This is a genomic window from Heliomarina baculiformis (assembly GCF_019966545.1).
GTDB lineage: Bacteria > Pseudomonadota > Alphaproteobacteria > Rhodobacterales > Rhodobacteraceae > Heliomarina > Heliomarina baculiformis.
Map to the genome: position 1 here is coordinate 227,209 of NZ_JAIMIC010000007.1, position 18,594 is coordinate 245,802.

Sequence of the window (18,594 nt, forward strand, 5' to 3'; positions counted from 1 at the left end):
CAACGGGCATTACGTTTTCGCCTTTAACCGCCCGGACACGATTTGTAAGGTCCGCTTCAATCCGGGTGGTTCGCAGGGGAAACAGGTGTCCAACGTCACGCCAATGATGGCGCAATATCTCGAGATCAAAGCAGCATATGACGGTGCCTTGCTGTTTTATCGAATGGGCGATTTCTACGAGATGTTCTTCGAGGACGCGGTTGCGGCCGCCGAAGCGTTGGATATTGCGCTGACCAAACGCGGAAAGCATGACGGGAAAGAAATCCCCATGTGCGGCGTTCCGATCCACGCGGCCGAAGGATATCTTCTGACCTTGATCAGGAAAGGGTTCCGCGTCGCCGTTTGCGAACAGATGGAAAGCCCCGCCGAAGCCAAGAAACGCGGCTACAAGGCAGTCGTAAAACGTGAGGTCGTCCGGCTGGTGACCCCGGGCACCCTCACCGAGGACGCGTTGCTTGAAGCGCGCAGGCATAACTTTCTTGCCGCATTCGCTCGCGTTAGAGACGAATCCGCACTTGCATGGGCCGATATTTCGACTGGTTCGTTTCACGTCATGAAGCTGAGCAGCGTCCGGCTTGGACCTGAACTTGCTCGGCTAAGCCCTTCAGAGCTTGTCGTTCAGGAAGATGACGACGCGCCCTATGATCTGGCCGATGAAATGGGAATTTCTCTGACCCCGCTGGGACGATCAAGTTTCGACAGCACTGCCGCCGAGAAACGCCTCTGCGATCTGTTTGGCGTTGCCACCCTCGAACCCTTCGGCAATTTCGACCGGGCCGAGACCTCGGCGATGGGTGCCTTGATCGACTATCTCGAGATCACTCAAAAGGGCAAACTCCCTCTGTTGTCCCCTCCGGTTCAAAACTCAGAGGCACATGTCGTACAGATCGACTCTGCAACCCGGCGAAACCTTGAGCTGACTAGATCCTTGAACGGAGGGCGCGAGGGATCGCTGCTCGGTTCCATTGACCGCACTGTGACACCGGGCGGAGCCCGTTTGCTGGATCAACGGGTCTCCAACCCGTCCAGACGGCTCGACGTTATCCAAGATCGGCTGGATGCGGTGCAGTACTGTATCGAGAATTCTGCAATATCGAGTGATCTACGGGCCTGTCTGCGCAAGACGCCTGACCTCGACCGGGCTTTATCGAGGCTTTCGCTAGACCGGGGTGGCCCTCGTGACTTGGCTTCGATAAGGAACGCGCTCGAACAGGCAAAAACCATCTCCGATATTTTGTCAGTCTCAGGTCTGCCGAACTTGATAAACGAAACTGTCGAGCAGTTGTCAGGTTTCGATGATCTGACCCAGCTTCTAGATGACGCATTGGTCGCCGACCCGCCGCTTTTGGTCCGGGATGGTGGATTCATCGCCAGTGGCTACGATGAGACCCTCGATGAATCTCGCGCTTTAAGGGACGAAGGCCGTTCGGTCATCGCAGCGATGCAGCAAAGATACGCAGAGCAGACAAAGATTTCCTCCCTTAAGATCAAGCACAACAACGTGCTTGGCTATTTTATTGAAACCACCGCGACCCATGCAGAGAAAATGCTCTCTGCGCCGCTTTCGGAATCCTTCATTCATCGCCAGACCACCGCCAATCAGGTGCGCTTTACGACCGTCGAACTGTCGGAGATGGAAACCAAGATCCTTAACGCTGGTAACAATGCGTTAGAGACGGAAAAGCGGCTCTATGAGAGTCTGAAAGAGTCTGTTTTGTCCAATGCGGCACAGATAAGTTCTGCGGCGCGTGCACTCTCGGAAATCGACCTGATGACCGCCTTGTCGGATCTCGCTGTTTCCGAGAACTGGTGCCGCCCCGCTGTCGACAATTCCCGCGCGTTTGAAATTGCCGGTGGACGTCATCCGGTGGTCGAACGTGCGCTCAGAAAGGCTGGCGGAAACTTTATCGCGAATGACTGCGATCTTTCGGCAGAGACTGGCGCTGCGATATGGCTCCTGACCGGCCCCAACATGGCTGGTAAGTCGACCTTCCTGCGCCAGAACGCGCTGATCGGCCTTCTGGCGCAGATGGGAAGCTACGTTCCGGCGGAATCCGCCCATATCGGAATCATCAGCCAGTTGTTCAGCCGGGTTGGTGCGTCGGATGATCTGGCCCGGGGCCGTTCGACCTTCATGGTGGAAATGGTCGAAACCGCGACGATCCTCAATCAAGCCGACGATCGTGCTCTCGTCATTCTTGACGAAATCGGCCGTGGAACCGCAACATATGACGGCTTGTCCATCGCTTGGGCTACGCTGGAACACCTGCACCAGACCAACCGGTCACGCGCGCTGTTCGCCACCCATTACCATGAACTGACTGCGCTCGCCGGTAAGCTCGAAGGCGTTGATAACGCCACCGTTTCAGTCAAGGAATGGGAAGGCGAGGTCATCTTCCTTCATGAGGTTCGAAAAGGCGCCGCCGACCGGTCTTATGGTGTGCAGGTTGCGCAGCTCGCCGGCCTTCCAAAATCAGTCGTCGCACGTGCGCGGGTCGTTCTGGAAGCTCTCGAGAAAGGTGAACGTGAAGGTGGCGGGAAGCAGAAGACATTGATCGACGACCTGCCACTGTTTGCAGCCGTCCCTGCTCCTCACGAAGCCAAGCCCGCGAAATCGCCGGTTACGGATCTTCTGGAAGAGATTCACCCGGACGAGCTCACGCCAAAAGCGGCGTTGGACGTTCTCTATAAATTGAAAGAAGCGGCCAAGACCTGACCGCGTTCTTTCAATCGAAGCGGCTGTCAGTCAGCTCGCCGGCATCGACGAAACGCCAACCTGCGCAGGACGCAAAAGCCGGTCATGCAGCAGGAAACCTTCTGCCGCAACCTGAATGATTTCGCCCGATTTCGTACCGGGCACCGGCGCTTCGAACATCGCCTGATGAAGTTGCGGGTCAAACTTGTCGCCAACCTGCGGTGCGATGATCTCGATACCGTGCTTGGCAAATACGTTCTGCATCTCGCGCATCGTCAGCTCGACGCCTTCGATCAGCGCGGCAGATACCGTTCTCTGCTCTTCGGTCGCGGCCTCAAGCGCACGTTTCATGTTGTCGAACACGGGCAACAAATCGCGGGCGAGCTTTGAGCCGCCGTAATTCTCAGCCTCGCGGCGATCCTTTTCCGAGCGTTTCCGGGCGTTCTCGGCATCCGCCAAGGCCCGCATGAAACGGTCTTTCAACATATCACGTTCGGCGCGAAGTGAATCCAGTTCAGCATCTTCGCTGCTGATCTCGTTCATCTCGTCCGCAAGTTCTTCGGCCTCGGCGTTCGCCAGGCTATCAAGGAAATCTTCGTTCTTTGGCTCAGCCATTCTTCACCTCTAACTGCGATCGGAGACCACCCGCCCAAGCAACTGGGCGGTATAGTCCACAATAGGAACGATTCGGCCATAATTCAGGCGAGTCGGTCCAATGACCCCAACCGCTCCAATGATCTTTCGGTCAGCGTTCATATAAGGAGACACGACCAGAGAGGAACCCGAAAGTGAGAAAAGTTTGTTCTCCGAGCCAATAAAAATGCGCACACCGTCCCCGTCTTCGGCTAATTCGAGGAATTCAGCGATGTCCCGTTTCCGCTCGAGATCGTCAAACAAGGTTCGAATCCGTTCGAGTTCCTGATCGGGGTCGTCTCCCGCCAATAGGTTTGAGCGGCCGCGAACGATCAATCGTGTTGTTTCCTCGGAATTCCCCTCCCAGATCGCCAGACCGCTATCGACCAGATCCCGAGCAAGCTGATCGATTTCCTGCCGACGTCCGACGATCTCGGTCTGTATCAACTTACGTGCTTCGGCCAGCGTCTTCCCTTCGATCAGCGAGTTCAGAAAATTGGTCGCTTCTCTCATCGAGCTTGGCGTCTGACCCGGAGGCGGCGTGAACAATCGGTTCTCGACATGCCCGTCCGAGAAAACCAGCACAACCAGCGCTTTGCTCTGGTTCAACGAAACGAATTCGATATGCTTGATCGCCGCTTCACGTTTCGGTGTAAGCACGAGCGAGGCACCTTGTGTGACCCCAGACAGGGCTGCACCGATGCGATCCAGCGCCGTTTCGACATCCTGGCTTGTGCCGCTCATGGTCGCGTCGATTTTCTGGCGATCGGATTCATCAAGGTCGCCGATTTCCAGCAAACCATCCACGAACATTCGCAGACCCATCTGGGTGGGAATCCGCCCGGCAGATACATGCGGACTGTCCAGCAAACCAAGAAATTCCAAGTCCTGCATCACGTTACGAACTGTCGCAGCGCTGACTTTCTCACTAAGGGTCCGAGTAAGCGTCCGGCTGCCAACAGGCTCGCCCGTTGTCAGATACGACTCTACGACCGATCGGAAAACTTCCCGCGAGCGATCGTTCAGTTCTTCTAGTATCTTCGAAGCGTTATTCATCGCTGATCCCTTACCAGACTGTAATAAAAGTGCTCTCCCGCGAAAGGTCAATCGGGGTTGCATCGGGTATCGAGCGAGCGTTATCCCGTAGCCCTGATAGAGAGGGATTTGCAATGCGACCGTCAGGACGAGAGTTGAACGAAATGCGGCCTGTTTCAATCGAAACGGGATTTACGAAGCACGCGGAAGGTTCCTGTCTAATGAAGATGGGCGACACGCATGTTCTCTGCACGGCGACCATCGAAGACCGGGTGCCGCCGTTTATCAAGGGTTCTGGACTGGGCTGGGTGACTGCCGAATATGGCATGCTGCCCCGCGCAACGAACACGCGCATGCGTCGCGAAGCAGCTTCGGGCAAACAAGGTGGAAGAACTGTAGAAATTCAACGGTTGATCGGCCGCGCTCTCCGCGCAGGTGTTGATCGTTCCGCCCTTGGCGAACGACAGATCACCGTCGATTGCGACGTATTGCAAGCCGATGGCGGTACGCGCTGTGCGTCCATCACCGGTGGCTGGGTGGCCCTGCGCCTAGCGGTGAACAAGCTGATGAAGATTGGAGATGTGGTCAGCGATCCATTGGTGGATCCGGTTGCTGCGGTCAGCTGCGGGATTTACGCCGGACAGCCTGTCGTCGATCTCGACTATCCCGAGGACAGCGAAGCAGGCGTTGACGGTAACTTCATCATGACAGGTTCAGGTAAACTCATCGAGGTCCAGATGTCTGCGGAAGGCTCTGTTTTCTCGCGTGACCAGATGAACAACTTGCTGGATCTCGCAGAAAAAGGCGTATCCGAGCTTGTAGAAAAGCAACTGCAGGCCGCGAAATGACCCGCAAGTTCGTCGAGAAAGAGCTCATCGTTGCGACGCACAACTCGGGCAAGCTGGCCGAGATGGTGGATCTGCTCGGGCCGTTCGGAATCACCGTCCGAGGGGCGGCTGAACTGAACCTCGACGAACCGGAAGAAAACGAAAGCACGTTCATTGGAAACGCACGTATCAAGGCACGGGCCGCCGTTGAAGCGACCGGTCTTCCTGCGTTGTCGGATGATTCCGGCATTCAAGTTGATGGCCTCGGCGGAGCCCCCGGTGTTTACACAGCCGATTGGGCGGAAACCGGAAATGGCCGAGATTTCGTTATGGCAATGGAGCGTGTTAATCGCGAACTCGAAGCCAAGAACGAACCGCATCCGCGCACTGCGCGGTTTTGTTGTACGCTGGTTCTGGCGTGGCCGGATGGGCATGATGAGATCTTTGAAGGCGTCATGCCCGGGCAAGTCGTGTGGCCCATGCGTGGTAACAACGGCCATGGTTACGATCCAATATTCGTTCCGGACGGTCACGACGTGACCTTTGCTGAAATGCCGACAGACCTGAAAAACAGCATCAGCCACCGCGCAGATGCTGTTTCGAAACTCGTGAAGGGCTGTTTTGTCTGAGGATTGGCGCAACGGAGGCTTTGGCCTTTACATTCACTGGCCATTTTGCGAGGCGAAATGCCCCTATTGCGACTTTAACAGCCATGTTTCCCGAAACATCGTTCATCAAGACTGGCTGGCGTGCTATCGTCGTGAACTTGCTCGTGTCGCACGGGAAACACCCGGACGCATTCTGAATTCAATCTACTTCGGCGGCGGCACGCCCAGTTTGATGCTGCCAAGCACTGTCGGAGCCATAATCGCAGAAGCAGTAGGCTACTGGACGCCGGCAAACGACATCGAAATCACGCTTGAAGCAAACCCCGGTTCGATCGAAGCGCAAAAGTTTTCAGATTTTCGCAGTGCGGGCGTGAACCGCGTTTCTATGGGAATGCAGGCTATGAATGACGTCGATCTCCGACGTCTTGGCAGGATTCATACAGTCGCCGAGGCCGAAGCAGCCTTGGCAATTGCACAGAAGAACTTTGATAGGGTCAGTTTTGATCTCATTTACGCGCGGCAGAACCAGTCCCTGTCCGACTGGGAAGACGAGCTAAATCTGGCTCTAACCTTTGGAACCGATCATCTTTCTCTCTACCAGCTAACAATCGAATCCGGCACAGCATTCGGAGATCGTTACATGGCGGGTAAGCTGAAAGGTCTGCCCAAGGACGATCTTTCGGCCGATATGTACGACCTAACCCAAGAGGTCTGTAATGCGCACGGGCTGCCCCGGTACGAGGTTTCCAACCATGCGCGTCCGGGATTGGAGTCCCGACACAACCTGATCTATTGGAACTACGGCGACTATATCGGTTTAGGTCCGGGCGCCCACGGTCGGGTAACGCTCGACGGTCAGAAATACGCAACTGAAACATATCGAAATCCGGCGGAATGGCTTTCGAAAGTCAAAGGCGGATCCGGGGAAAAGCCCCGGGAGAGTCTTCCAAGTAAGGATCAGGCCAACGAGTACCTCATGATGGGGTTACGCGTAAAAGAAGGCATAGATCTTGATCGCATCGAAGCCCTAGGAGGTGAAACTTTATCCGTTCCGGCCAGAAATCATCTGAAGGAACTTGGGATGATTGAAGAGATCGGATCCAGATTAGTCGTTACGAAACAAGGGTTTAATGTGCTGAACGCGATAATTTCCGAACTCGCGTACTGATCTTTTTTAAACCCGAACTTTGTTTAGATCACCTATTCACCGCTTAGCATACGGCACAATGAGTCCAGCTGATCCAGTGTATCGTATTCGATAGTAATCTTGCCTTTTTCGCTATCTGGGGAATGATCAAGGGACACCCTCATACCGAGGTTTGCGGCAAGATCCCCTTCCAGTGCGCGGGTATCTGCATCTTTTTCAGTTACCGCCTTGGCCGCCTTGGACCTTTTGTTGTCGTTTTTTCCATCCAGTGATTTCTTAACAAGCGCTTCTGTCGCTCGCACTGACAAGCCGCCTTTTACGACCTTACGCGCCAGATCCGAAGGGTTTTCGGCCGGAATAAGTGCCCGGGCATGACCTGCTGACAGCTCTCCCCCCTGCAAAAGATCCTGAACATCCTTCGGAAGAGACAGCAATCGCAGCAGGTTGGCAATATGGCTCCGGCTTTTACCAAGCGCCTCGGCGATCTTCTCTTGAGTATGGCCGAAGCGATCCATCAATTGCCGATAACCCGCAGCTTCTTCTACGGCATTCAGGTCCGAGCGCTGGACGTTTTCGATGATCGCGACTTCCAGAACTTCAGTATCCGAGAATTCGCGGACAAGAACCGGAACTTCGTGGAGCTGCGCCCTCTGCGCGGCTCGCCACCGACGTTCACCAGCCACAATCTCAAATTTGCCGCCAGCTATCTCTCGAACAATAAGAGGCTGGATAATTCCCTTTTCACGAATTGAATTCGTAAGGTCATCAAGCGCTTCTTCGGTGAAAACGCGGCGCGGCTGGTCGGGATTCGCGACCAACTTTTCAATCGGAAGCATCTGATCCGCGTGCCGCACGGGACTGTCAGTTCCAGCATCCTGGCCTTCCGGAGCAGAAACATCCGCCATCAAAGCAGAAAGCCCGCGACCAAGACCCCTTGGTTTTGCTTTTTTATCAGTCACTTGCTTCTCCTGCTCTACGCTGCAACCGCGCTGTTATTTCTGACCAATTCCGCTGCCAATGCCCGATAAGCCTCGGCACCCAGTGATTTGGGATCGTAACTGAGCACTGGCATCGCGAATGAAGGTGCCTCACTCACGCGAACATTACGCGGAATGACTGTTTGGAATACGAGATCGCCGAGATTATCACGGGCATCCTGCTCGACCTGCTGCGACAGATTGTTCCGACGATCATACATCGTCAGTACAATTCCCTCGATGCGAAGGCCGGGATTGGCGGACTGCCTAATTTCCCGGATCGTCAGCATTAGCTGGGAAAGGCCTTCAAGTGCAAAGAACTCACTCTGCAACGGCACGAGAACGGAATGAGCCGCGACCATTGCATTTACCGTCAAGATGTTCAAAGACGGGGGACAGTCGATCAATATATAGTCCCAGACATACTGATCCATCGCAACCTGTCGTAGCGCATCGTGCAGAAGGAAGCTGCGCTTTTCATTTGAGATCAGCTCGATATCGGCGGAACTCAAGTCCACTGTTGCCGGTACGATGCCAAGACCATCCATACTCGTTGCTTGAATCACGTCCGAAAGAGGCGCTTCGTCGAGCAGGAGATCATAAGTTGTGTAGGTCCGCTCCGTCGCCTCGATCCCAAAGCCAGTAGACGCGTTACCCTGAGGGTCGAGATCGATGACCAGAACTCGATGACCCTGCTCAACCAAGGCTGCCGCGAGATTGATTGCCGTAGTCGTTTTCCCGACGCCACCTTTCTGATTAGCGATTGCTATTATCTTGGGTTCGGTTGATCTGGATATGTCAGACACGCTGAATTCCTTCTACTCGCAAGATGACAGCTTGGCTGTCGGTAACGCTTTTTATCACATTCATATCGAACTGCCATTGTTCGCGAGCTTCACGGACCTCTTCTTTCCAATTTTTTCCTTTCGGGAAAAGAGCAACACCTTGCTTCGAAAGATGAAGATCTGCGTAAGACAGTAGTCCTTTCAAGCCTGTAAGGGCCCTCGCTGAAAGAACATCTGTTTCCAAAGGTGTAACACCTTCAATCCTATCATTGATCACTGCGCATTGAATACCCGTGTTACGGATAACCTCTTTCATGAAAATACATTTTCGGGTGTCGCTTTCTACTAATATGAATTTGCCACTCTTTTTGCTCTCGTGATCAAGGATAGCGCAAACCAAACCCGGGAAACCTCCCCCACTCCCGATATCGGACCATGTTGAGAAACAGTCGGCTTGTTCAAAAATTTGAACTGAATCGACGATATGACGCGTCCAAAGATCATCTAAGCTCCTAGGGGAAACTAGGTTTATCTTTCGGTTCCATTTTCGGAGCAAGGTTGCATATATCTCTAGCCGTTCAAGTGTTTCACGTGAAACATTAAGTTCAGTCACGTTGCAGTCGCCCTGAGTTCCGATGCTCGTTTTTTGACGTGATAAAGCAAAAGCGTCAATGCGGAAGGTGTCATACCATCGATTTTAGCGGCCTGAGCCATGTTGTCTGGCTTGAAACGCTCCAATTTCATTCGAAGTTCATTCGACAACCCGGCAATGTCTCGAAAATTGAAATCCTTTGGGAATTCAACGCGTTCTTCTTTTTGAATTGCATCGATGTCACGCTGCTGGCGAGTGATGTAGTTGGCGTATAGCGCATCGCGAGACAGTTGAAGCTTAACGTCGTAATCCAACTTCTCAGACCCAGGAATTAGAGTACTAAGGTGGTTAAATTCAACATCCGGGAAAGCTAGGATGTCCAATCCCGACCGCTTTTTCCCGTCCTGCTTTATCGAGATGCCAGAGCTCTCTATTTCTTTAGGTGTAAACGTTGAACCCTTCAATAAATTCATACCAAAGGTCAAACGCTCACGCTTATCTAAGAAAACAATTTTCCGATTAGAACTAACGCAACCAAGCTCCAAACCAAGCGGCGTAAGCCTTTGGTCTGCGTTGTCCGCACGAAGCGAAAGCCTGAACTCTGCCCTCGAGGTGAACATTCGGTAGGGCTCACTGACACCTCTCGTAACAAGATCATCTATCATAACGCCGATATAACTTTCAGCTCGGCTGAAATAGAGAGGAGACGATCCCCTCGCCTCCAACGCTGCATTCAAACCAGCAACCAAACCCTGAGCACCGGCCTCTTCATAGCCAGTGGTTCCGTTAATCTGACCAGCCAAGTACAAGCTCTGCACAGACTTCAAACTTAAGTTTGCATTAAGCGCTCTAGGATCCACGTAATCGTATTCGATGGCATATCCAGGCTGAAGAATAACCGCATCTTCAAGCCCCACCATAGAATGGATGTAAGCCCACTGCACATCTTCAGGCAGCGAGGTAGAAACACCGTTGGGGTAAACAGTGTTATTGGAAAGGCTTTCTGGTTCCAGAAACACTTGGTGCGATTCTTTATCTGCAAACCGCACTATTTTATCTTCTATCGACGGGCAATACCTCGGTCCTACCCCGTCAATCCGACCGCCGTACATTGCTGATTTATTGAGGTTTTTGGAAATAATCTCGTGGGTACGGACGTTCGTATGTGTGATCCCACAAGAAATCTGACGCGCAACTGGATGTTTGGACAGAAAGGAGAACATCGTCGGTTCATCATCACCGGGTTGCTGATCGAGTATCGACCAATCAATAGTGGATCCATCCAATCTTGGCGGTGTGCCAGTCTTTAACCGACCCATGGGTAAATCAAAACCGTCGATTTGTTCAGCCAGTTTAACTGATGGGGAATCACCCATCCGACCCCCTGGAGTTGAAGTCTCTCCGATATGGATAACACCTCGCAAAAAGGTTCCCGTGGTAAGGATAACTGACTTTGCGAATATCTCCCGGCCATCGGCCAACTTGACGCCTTCAACTTTTTTGCCACTCAACAAGAATTGCGCAACTTCTCCTTCGAATATCGAAAGATTTTCTTGATTTTCGAGATTACCCAGAACGGCTTGCCGGTACAGTTCACGATCAGCCTGCGCTCGCGGTCCCTGAACGGCGGGACCTTTTCTGCGATTTAACAGACGAAATTGAATTCCCGCCGCATCCGCTGCTCGTCCCATGACGCCATCAAGAGCGTCAATTTCTCGAACTAAATGTCCTTTGCCCAGCCCCCCAATTGCAGGGTTGCAAGACATAACGCCGATTTTATCAATTTTCAGCGTGACCAGAACCGTATTCGCACCCATCCTGGCAGCGGCCGATGCGGCTTCGGTTCCAGCATGACCGCCGCCTACCACAACCACATCTGCATTAAAATGTTTCACGTGAAACACTCCTATTTTCCCAGACAAAAACTCGCGAAAATCTCATCAAGCAGGTCTTCTACACCGATTCTTCCGACCAGCATACCCAAGGCCTGGGAAGCATCGCGCAATTCTTCGGCAACTATATCATAAGCGTCCGGACCGCTATTCAGCAAATTCAACGCAGATGACAGCGAGTTCATTGCTCTGGATATCGCGACCCGATGTCTCTCCCGACTCGCAAGTTCCGCCTTAAGGGCGCGGCTTTTAAGCGTTGTTGTCAAGCGAACTACTAGGGAGTCGACACCTTCACCGGATAGTCCAGATATTCCGTTTTCCTTATACGACGACAAATCAACCTTCGACTTCAACACAATGTCGTCAGGCATAATCTCAATGTCGATATCTTCGTCAGATTCCACAAGAAAAACCCTGACGTCTGCCGATCTCGCGCGGTCCTTCGCTCTCGAGATCCCGATGTTTTCGACCACGTCATCAGTTGTTCGCAAGCCTGCGGTGTCCATTAAAGTCACAGGTAAGCCGTCGAAATCCATACGAACTTCGATAACATCGCGCGTAGTGCCCTCAAACTCAGAGGTTATCGCGGCTTCTCTTCCCGCCAGAGCGTTTAAAAGCGTAGATTTTCCGACGTTCGGGCGCCCCACGATGGCAACCTCGAAACCCTCACGAATCCGCTCGGCCGTCGAAATCCCCGAACTTACAACCTTGAGATCATCGTAAACCTTGCAGAGCAGTTCATTGACCTCCGGTGTCACATCCACCGGTACATCTTCGTCAGCAAAATCAATCGTCGCTTCAAGCAAGGCACCCGCACGGATCAGATCCTTCCGCCAATCTTCAGCCCGTTTACTAAAGACACCGGACATAACTTTTACGGCTTGTGTACGTTGCGCCTCTGTTTCCGCGTCGATGAGATCAGCAAGCCCCTCTACCTGCGCAAGGTCCATCCGACCATTCATCAAGGCACGGCGCGTGAATTCCCCGGGTTCGGCAAGGCGCAACCCATCAAGTCGTCCCAGCGATTCCAAGACCGTGGAAACGACTGCGTTACTCCCGTGGACCTGCAATTCCGCAACATTTTCGCCGGTGAAACTCTTCGGCGCTTCGAAAGTAAGTATCAGCCCCTGGTCAAGAATATCGCCCTCTGCCGTCTTCAAAGACCGGAATGTCATTCCACGGGGGGGCAATTGACCGTCGCACAGGATTTCCGCGGCATTTCTGGCCAGAGGACCGGAAACACGTATAACAGCCACGCCTGCTTTACCCGGCGCAGAGGCCAGGGCAAAAATAGTATCCATGACGATCTCCGAATGTCCCGACCAGCGTCAGGTATTCATTGAATCAAAGAAATCACTGTTCGTCTTTGTTTGCTTCAGCTTCGAAATCAGAAATTCGATAGCATCGGTCGTACCCATAGGATTGAGAATACGGCGAAGCACAAAGGTCTTCTGAAGATCAATTTTATCGACCAGCAGATCTTCTTTACGGGTCCCGGACTTAAGGATGTCGATCGCCGGGAATACACGCTTGTCTGCAATCTTACGATCCAGCACCAGTTCAGAGTTACCCGTACCCTTAAATTCTTCAAAGATGACTTCGTCCATGCGGCTACCCGTATCTATCAGGGCGGTGGCAATAATCGTCAGCGAGCCACCCTCTTCGATATTCCGAGCCGCGCCAAAAAACCGCTTAGGACGTTGTAGGGCATTTGCGTCCACGCCACCTGTCAGAACCTTCCCCGAAGATGGGACAACCGTGTTAAACGCCCTACCAAGTCTTGTTATTGAGTCGAGTAGAATAACAACATCTCGTTTATGTTCTACGAGACGCTTAGCCTTTTCGATCACCATTTCGCTGACCGCAACGTGACGAGTAGCGGGTTCATCGAAGGTCGACGAAACGACTTCTCCTTTGACCGATCGCTGCATGTCCGTCACCTCTTCGGGACGTTCATCAATCAGCAGAACAATTAGGTAGCACTCCGGGTGGTTCTTTTCGATCGAGTTCGCGATGTTCTGCAGGATAACCGTTTTACCAGTCCGCGGCGGCGCAACGATCAGCGAACGCTGACCTTTCCCGATCGGCGCCACGAGATCGATGATCCGCGCCGTCCGGTCTTTGACGGTCGGGTCATCAAGTTCCATGTTCAGCCGCTCATCCGGATACAGCGGTGTCAGGTTATCGAAGGCAATCTTGTGTTTTGCCCGCTCCGGATCTTCAAAGTTGATCTGGGTCACGTTCGTAAGGGCGAAATAACGTTCGTTATCGTCAGGCGCCTTTATGACCCCATCAATCGTGTCGCCCGTTCTCAGGGAGTACTGACGGATCATGTCGGGCGATACATAGATATCGTCCGGACCCGGCAAGTAATTCGCCTCCGGCGACCTCAGGAATCCAAAACCATCCTGAAGCACTTCCAGCACGCCGTCACCAGAGATTTCCCAACCCTCATCCGCACGCTCGCGCAGAATCTGGAACATCATCTCGCCCTTACGCATCGTAGACGCGTTTTCAATCTCCAGCTCTTCGGCCATGGCAAGAAGGTCTTTGGGACTTTTTGCCTTAAGATCAGCGAGGTTAAGGGATTCTAATGTCATGGTTCAAGCCTTTGGAAACGAGAGCGCAAGCCGCCTACGTCAAGAATTCGTCATGGGGAAACACGTGTCCCGGACGGGACAGTTCAGCCGTATCTATGTTCGGTTTGCGCTTATGTCAAACAAGTTCAAAACCGAACGACCACAGAGATCACGATGACGACCATTAAAACCGTAGGTACCTCGTTCATCATCCGGTACTGACGACTGGTCACCGAGTTGCGACCCTTCATGAAATCCTTGCGCCGCAGCGCCAGCCAGTGATGAAACCAGGTCATCCCGAGCACTGAAATGGCCTTTGTCCAAGGCCAGACCATACCCCAGTCCACAATGCCGGGTGTAAAGACAAGACACAGCCCAAAAACCCAAGTGGCGACCATTGCCGGGTTCATGATGGCCTTCAACAGCCTGTATTCCATCACTTCGAATACTTTAGGAAGCCCAGATAACTCTCTCTTTTCAACGTGATAGACGAAAAGACGAGGAAGGTAGAACAAGCCTGCCATCCAGGCAATGACCGAGATGATATGAAGGGCTTTTGTCCAAGGATAGATCGAAATCAGAAAGTCAGTCATCTCGGCCTCGGGTTCATGCTCGGTCTCTCTTAAATATAATAAGTATAAGAAGAAAGGTTTATGGTTTGGTAGGGAGGGCCCATGCCAGTGGATTATTCAGATGTGCCCTAGGTTATCCCATGGGGGATCAAAATTTATCCGAGTCTTACACAAACCGACAATGTGAAAATTTTACTCTGTAAATCATGGACTTAGACTGAAAATCATGCCCCGGTGTATGTGGATAAAAACTGTATTGGGTTCTGACGGATAGTTTCGTCCACGTTTAGATTTTATCCCTCTCCACCCTGTAAGACTCGGGGTGAGAGACTTGGGGAAAATGGATGAAAACGCCCAGGTTGCGAAAATCGCCGAGAAACATAAAAACGGTCCCGACTGAAACAAAATTTCTCCAGCAGGTTATGCACATGTATGTCCCCATCGTTCTGGCTTCGGGATCAAAAATCCGCTCAGAACTGCTGCAGAATGCACGGGTCCCATTTGAAGTCATGGTGGCCCGGATCGATGAAGAATCGGTAAAAATGGCGCTAGAGGCGGAGCAGGCCAAACCGCGAGACATTGCCGATGCTCTCGCAGAACTGAAGGCAAGGAAGATCAGTGGTAAGATGCCTGGACGTTTTGTGCTGGGCTGCGATCAGGTGCTGGATCTGGACGGAAGGATCCTGTCCAAACCTGAAACCCCAGAGCAGGCATATAGCCAGCTCGAATCCCTAAGCGGTAAAAGGCATAGCCTTCTTTCTGCAGCCGTAATCGTTGAAGACGGCAAACCGATCTGGCGGCATGTGGGACAGGTCCGGCTTTTCATGCGCGAGCTTTCACCGGATTATATGACAGGCTATGTCGAACGAAACTGGGAAAGCATTCGGTTTTCTGTAGGGTCCTATAAGCTGGAAGAAGAAGGTGTTAGGTTGTTCAGGTCGATTGAGGGAGATTACTTCAATGTGCTTGGGTTGCCGTTGCTGGAACTCCTGAATTTTCTGACAGTGAGGGGAATGTTGGAAACATGACGCAGGAAAAGATACCGCTGGCGGGCGTGATCGGTTCGCCGATTGCCCATTCGCGTTCTCCGCTGCTCCACCACCACTGGCTCAGGTCGCTTGGTATCAAGGGTCACTATATCCCTATGGACGTGGCTCAAGCAGATCTCGAAACCGTGGTACGCGCCCTGCCGAAGATGGGGTTTGTCGGCGTGAACATTACCCTGCCTCACAAGGAAACGGTGATGCGCATCGCCGACCAGATCACCGACAGGGCCACGGTAATAGGTGCCGCCAACACTCTTATCTTCCGCAAGGATGGCATCATCCACGCAGATAACACCGATGGCTATGGGTTCATCGAAAACCTGAAGCATGGCGCACCTGATTGGGCGCCTAGGGAAGCTCCAACGCTGGTTCTTGGCGCTGGTGGCGCAGCGCGTGCCATTGTTGCGGCTTTGGCCGATGCAGGCGTTCCGGAAATCATTCTTGCCAACCGAACCCGCGTCCGTGCCGAAAAGCTGCGTGATGATTTCGGCCAGCGGATCAGGGTAGTCGATTGGGTTCAGGTCGGCAATTACATGGATGAGCCGAACCTGCTGGTTAATACAACTGTGCTTGGGATGACCGGCAAACCGGAGCTGCGCATTTCCCTCGATCGGTTGAGCGCGGATACGGTCGTGACGGATATCGTCTATAATCCTCTGGAAACAGCCTTGCTCCAGCGGGCGAAACAGATCGGCTGTACCACGGTCGATGGGCTCGGAATGTTGATTTACCAAGGTCTTCCAGGGTTTGAACGCTGGTTCGGCCAAAGACCGGTCATAGATGAAACGACCAGGGCGGCCATTCTGGCATGAGTTTTCTGCTTGGTCTGACTGGCTCTATCGGTATGGGCAAAACATCAACTGCCAAGCTGTTTCGCCAGTTGGGCTGCGATGTCTGGGACGCGGATGCGGCTGTTCACCGTTTATATGCGCGTGACGGTGCGGCTGTTGAACCGATGTCCCGCGTGTTTCCCGCGGCGATAATCGATGGTGCTGTCGACCGCGGACAGCTAAAGGCGATCATTGCAAAGGATCCGTCAGCCATCAAAGAGATCGAGAAAATCGTCCATCCGCTGGTTGCAAAAGACCGCGAAGAGTTCAAGAAAACGGCGACGTCCGATATTGTGGTATTCGATATTCCCCTGATTTTCGAAACCGGAGGGCAAAGCAAGCTAGATGCAGTTGCCTGTGTGTCCGTAGATGCGGAGACTCAGGAAAAACGGGTTCTGGAACGCGGCACGATGACGCGCGATCAGTTCCTGATGATCCGAGAAAAGCAAATGCCGGATGCGGAGAAGCGAAAGCTTGCAGATTACTTGATCGAAACGGACACGCCCGAACATGCTCTTGCGCAGGTTCAAGCCATCATAAACGACATCAGAAGCAAGGTGAGCCATGCGTGAAATCGTGCTCGATACCGAAACCACGGGATTTGACCCCGAAGGCGGCGACCGGATTGTCGAAATCGGGGGCGTCGAACTTTATAACCACGTGGCGACGGGCCGTACCTATCACCAGTACATCAACCCTGAACGCGACATGCCCGAAGACGCCTTCAAGGTTCACGGACTTGGCAATGAGTTCCTTGCGGACAAACCGAAATTCGCCGAAATCGGTCAGGCATTTCTTGATTTTGTCGGCGATGCCAAGCTTATCATCCACAATGCCTCCTTCGACATGAAGTTTCTGAATGCCGAGTTGAAGTGGATGAACTTGCCTTTGTTGCCACTCGATCAGGCTATTGATACGCTGGCCATAGCGCGCAAGAAGTTTCCCGGCTCGCCCGCCTCTCTCGATGCCCTTTGTCGCCGTTTCGGTATCAACAACGACGCCCGTACCCTGCACGGCGCTTTGCTCGACTCCGAAATCCTTGCCGAAGTTTATCTTGAACTGATTGGTGGCCGGCAGCCTGATTTTGCACTCTCAACGGCACAAACCGGTTCTGCAACGCAGGTGTCCGAAAACTGGCGCCCGGTTCCACGCCCCGAGCCTCTTCCACCCCGGCTGACCGAGGCGGAAAAGGCAGCTCATAATGAATTCATTGCCCAACTGGGCGAAAACCCGCTTTGGTTACGCGGATAAGACCTTATGCGTCAGCGGCTGGCGCTGCGCCTTCGCCCTGAGCAGCCTGGCGACGGGCCAGCTCGGAACGATAGATCTGAACGAAGTCGATATTTTCGAGGTTCAGCGGCGGGTAGCCACCGTCACGGGTCACATCACTGACGATGCGGCGCAAGAACGGGAACAGCATACGGGGGCATTCGATCAGCAGGAACGGGTGAAGCTGTTCCTCCGGAACGCCCTGAATGCGGAATACGCCAACATAATCGATTTCCAGCAGAAACAGCTGCTCGCCGCCGTCCTTGGCCTTGGATTCGATATTCAGCTTGATCATGACTTCGTACTGATTATCGGTCGGACGCTTTTTCGCATCCAGATTGACCTGAACGCTGATGTCCGGATTGACCTGACCCGTTGCGCCTTTCTGGGCCATGACGTTTTCAAAGGACAGATCGCGGACGAACTGCCCAAGAATATTCATCTGTACTGCGGGTTGTTGCGCGGTATCGGCTGCACCGTTCTCGGCCATATTGCGAGCTCCTGAAACAAAACTTTGCCGCTGCTTACCAGCTTGAGACTCTTATCTCAATGCTGCTCCGAATGTCTGTCGCTGCCGTGCTCGACCCATCCCGAGTTACCTTTAGGCTTGTTGCTGGTCGGAGAAACCTCTTCGTATTCCCCGTCAATGACGTCGCCCCTGCCGGGATACTCGCGCTGGTGCGCGTTCCTAGTCTGCGATCCCATCTGAAACGTCTGAACATTAATGCGTTTTCGAAGAAAGCGGAAAACGGCGACCCGCACCGAAGGGACGAGCAGGGCAAATCCAACCGCGTCGGTGAAAAAGCCGGGGGTCAGTAGCAGCGCGCCCGAAAACAGGATCATCGCGCCATGCGCTAAGGGCTCAGTCGGGTCATTCAGTTCTGAAAAAGAACGGCTCAGCTGCGCAAGCGCCATCCGTCCCTGGGTCTTGACCAGCCATGTACCCAGAATAGCTGTTATGATCACGATCCCAAGAGTTGGCCACAGCCCGATCAGACCGCCAACCTGAATAAACAGGGCAATTTCAATAATCGGGACCATCAAGAAGGCCAAAAACAGATACATAGGCTCGTTCCTTATTATGCTCGGCGGTGGACTTGGACCTAG

The 18,594-nt window shown here is 53.1% G+C and carries 19 protein-coding genes; 8 read left to right on the forward strand and 11 right to left on the reverse strand.

The genetic code is table 11. The features are described 5' to 3' along the window. The first annotated feature begins 103 nt into the window (after nt 1–103). Entirely contained in the window at nt 104–2,716 is a 2,613-nt protein-coding gene (mutS, locus tag MF268_RS17415) for a DNA mismatch repair protein MutS (protein ID WP_238372251.1), read from the forward strand. A gap of 30 nt (nt 2,717–2,746) precedes the next feature. Here mutS and MF268_RS17420 read toward each other — a convergent pair whose 3' ends face one another. After that, on the reverse strand, nt 2,747–3,310 hold the full coding sequence (locus MF268_RS17420; protein ID WP_238372138.1) for a nucleotide exchange factor GrpE: 564 nt from the start codon (nt 3,308–3,310) through the stop codon (nt 2,747–2,749). A gap of 9 nt (nt 3,311–3,319) precedes the next feature. Beyond that, complete coding sequence (gene hrcA / locus MF268_RS17425) at nt 3,320–4,384, reverse strand: heat-inducible transcriptional repressor HrcA (RefSeq protein WP_238372252.1); 1,065 nt, start codon at nt 4,382–4,384, stop codon at nt 3,320–3,322. Between the two features lie 113 nt (nt 4,385–4,497). Here hrcA and rph point away from each other — a divergent pair, with 113 nt between their 5' ends. Genes rph through hemW form a run of 3 tightly spaced genes read left to right on the forward strand, consistent with a single transcriptional unit; the run spans nt 4,498 to nt 6,966 of the window. Continuing rightward, nucleotides 4,498–5,211 carry a ribonuclease PH gene (gene rph / locus MF268_RS17430; protein ID WP_238372253.1) on the forward strand — a complete coding sequence of 238 codons (714 nt, stop codon included), beginning with the start codon at nt 4,498–4,500 and terminating at the stop codon, nt 5,209–5,211. Then, on the forward strand, nt 5,208–5,819 hold the full coding sequence (gene rdgB / locus MF268_RS17435) for an RdgB/HAM1 family non-canonical purine NTP pyrophosphatase (RefSeq protein WP_238372139.1): 612 nt from the start codon (nt 5,208–5,210) through the stop codon (nt 5,817–5,819). Before rph ends, rdgB begins: the two co-directional genes overlap by 4 nt. After that, a complete protein-coding gene (gene hemW, locus MF268_RS17440) occupies nt 5,812–6,966 on the forward strand; it encodes a radical SAM family heme chaperone HemW (protein WP_238372140.1) in 1,155 nt (384 codons plus the stop codon). The genes rdgB and hemW overlap by 8 nt, the downstream gene beginning before the upstream one ends. Nucleotides 6,967–6,998: 32 nt before the next feature. Here hemW and MF268_RS17445 read toward each other — a convergent pair whose 3' ends face one another. The 7 genes from MF268_RS17445 to hemJ form a co-directional block, all read right to left on the reverse strand. Then, nucleotides 6,999–7,904 carry a ParB/RepB/Spo0J family partition protein gene (locus MF268_RS17445; RefSeq protein WP_238372141.1) on the reverse strand — a complete coding sequence of 302 codons (906 nt, stop codon included), beginning with the start codon at nt 7,902–7,904 and terminating at the stop codon, nt 6,999–7,001. Nucleotides 7,905–7,918: 14 nt separating this feature from the next. Further along, nucleotides 7,919–8,728, reverse strand: a complete 810-nt coding sequence (locus MF268_RS17450; RefSeq protein WP_238372142.1) for an AAA family ATPase — start codon at nt 8,726–8,728, stop codon at nt 7,919–7,921. After that, the gene (gene rsmG, locus MF268_RS17455; RefSeq protein WP_238372143.1) at nt 8,721–9,320 is read right to left on the reverse strand and encodes a 16S rRNA (guanine(527)-N(7))-methyltransferase RsmG; all 600 of its coding nucleotides are present in this window, start codon (nt 9,318–9,320) and stop codon (nt 8,721–8,723) included. The genes MF268_RS17450 and rsmG overlap by 8 nt, the downstream gene beginning before the upstream one ends. Next, the gene (gene mnmG / locus MF268_RS17460) at nt 9,317–11,203 is read right to left on the reverse strand and encodes a tRNA uridine-5-carboxymethylaminomethyl(34) synthesis enzyme MnmG (protein WP_238372144.1); all 1,887 of its coding nucleotides are present in this window, start codon (nt 11,201–11,203) and stop codon (nt 9,317–9,319) included. Before mnmG ends, rsmG begins: the two co-directional genes overlap by 4 nt. Before the next feature lie 2 nt (nt 11,204–11,205). Next, the gene (mnmE, locus tag MF268_RS17465) at nt 11,206–12,492 is read right to left on the reverse strand and encodes a tRNA uridine-5-carboxymethylaminomethyl(34) synthesis GTPase MnmE (RefSeq protein WP_238372145.1); all 1,287 of its coding nucleotides are present in this window, start codon (nt 12,490–12,492) and stop codon (nt 11,206–11,208) included. Nucleotides 12,493–12,519: 27 nt separating this feature from the next. Beyond that, on the reverse strand, nt 12,520–13,791 hold the full coding sequence (gene rho / locus MF268_RS17470) for a transcription termination factor Rho (protein ID WP_238372146.1): 1,272 nt from the start codon (nt 13,789–13,791) through the stop codon (nt 12,520–12,522). Between the two features lie 125 nt (nt 13,792–13,916). Beyond that, complete coding sequence (hemJ, locus tag MF268_RS17475) at nt 13,917–14,363, reverse strand: protoporphyrinogen oxidase HemJ (RefSeq protein ID WP_238372147.1); 447 nt, start codon at nt 14,361–14,363, stop codon at nt 13,917–13,919. Nucleotides 14,364–14,770: 407 nt separating this feature from the next. Here hemJ and MF268_RS17480 point away from each other — a divergent pair, with 407 nt between their 5' ends. From MF268_RS17480 to dnaQ, 4 genes are read left to right on the forward strand one after another with little or no spacing between them, the layout of a single operon-like run. Next, nucleotides 14,771–15,370, forward strand: coding sequence for a Maf family protein (locus MF268_RS17480; RefSeq protein ID WP_238372148.1), 600 nt, complete (start codon nt 14,771–14,773; stop codon nt 15,368–15,370). Continuing rightward, nucleotides 15,367–16,200 (forward strand): shikimate dehydrogenase, encoded by an 834-nt coding sequence (locus tag MF268_RS17485; protein ID WP_238372149.1) that lies wholly within the window; start codon nt 15,367–15,369, stop codon nt 16,198–16,200. Before MF268_RS17480 ends, MF268_RS17485 begins: the two co-directional genes overlap by 4 nt. After that, the gene (gene coaE / locus MF268_RS17490; protein WP_238372150.1) at nt 16,197–16,790 is read left to right on the forward strand and encodes a dephospho-CoA kinase; all 594 of its coding nucleotides are present in this window, start codon (nt 16,197–16,199) and stop codon (nt 16,788–16,790) included. Before MF268_RS17485 ends, coaE begins: the two co-directional genes overlap by 4 nt. Next, nucleotides 16,783–17,469, forward strand: a complete 687-nt coding sequence (dnaQ, locus tag MF268_RS17495) for a DNA polymerase III subunit epsilon (protein ID WP_238372151.1) — start codon at nt 16,783–16,785, stop codon at nt 17,467–17,469. The genes coaE and dnaQ overlap by 8 nt, the downstream gene beginning before the upstream one ends. A 4-nt stretch (nt 17,470–17,473) precedes the next feature. Here dnaQ and secB read toward each other — a convergent pair whose 3' ends face one another. Both secB and MF268_RS17505 read right to left on the reverse strand, forming a co-directional pair. Beyond that, nucleotides 17,474–17,977: a protein-export chaperone SecB gene (gene secB / locus MF268_RS17500; RefSeq protein ID WP_238372152.1), complete on the reverse strand. Its 504-nt coding sequence runs from the start codon at nt 17,975–17,977 to the stop codon at nt 17,474–17,476. 56 nt (nt 17,978–18,033) lie between these two features. Next, nucleotides 18,034–18,552, reverse strand: a complete 519-nt coding sequence (locus MF268_RS17505) for an FxsA family protein (protein WP_238372153.1) — start codon at nt 18,550–18,552, stop codon at nt 18,034–18,036. Between the last annotated feature and the right edge of the window lie 42 nt (nt 18,553–18,594).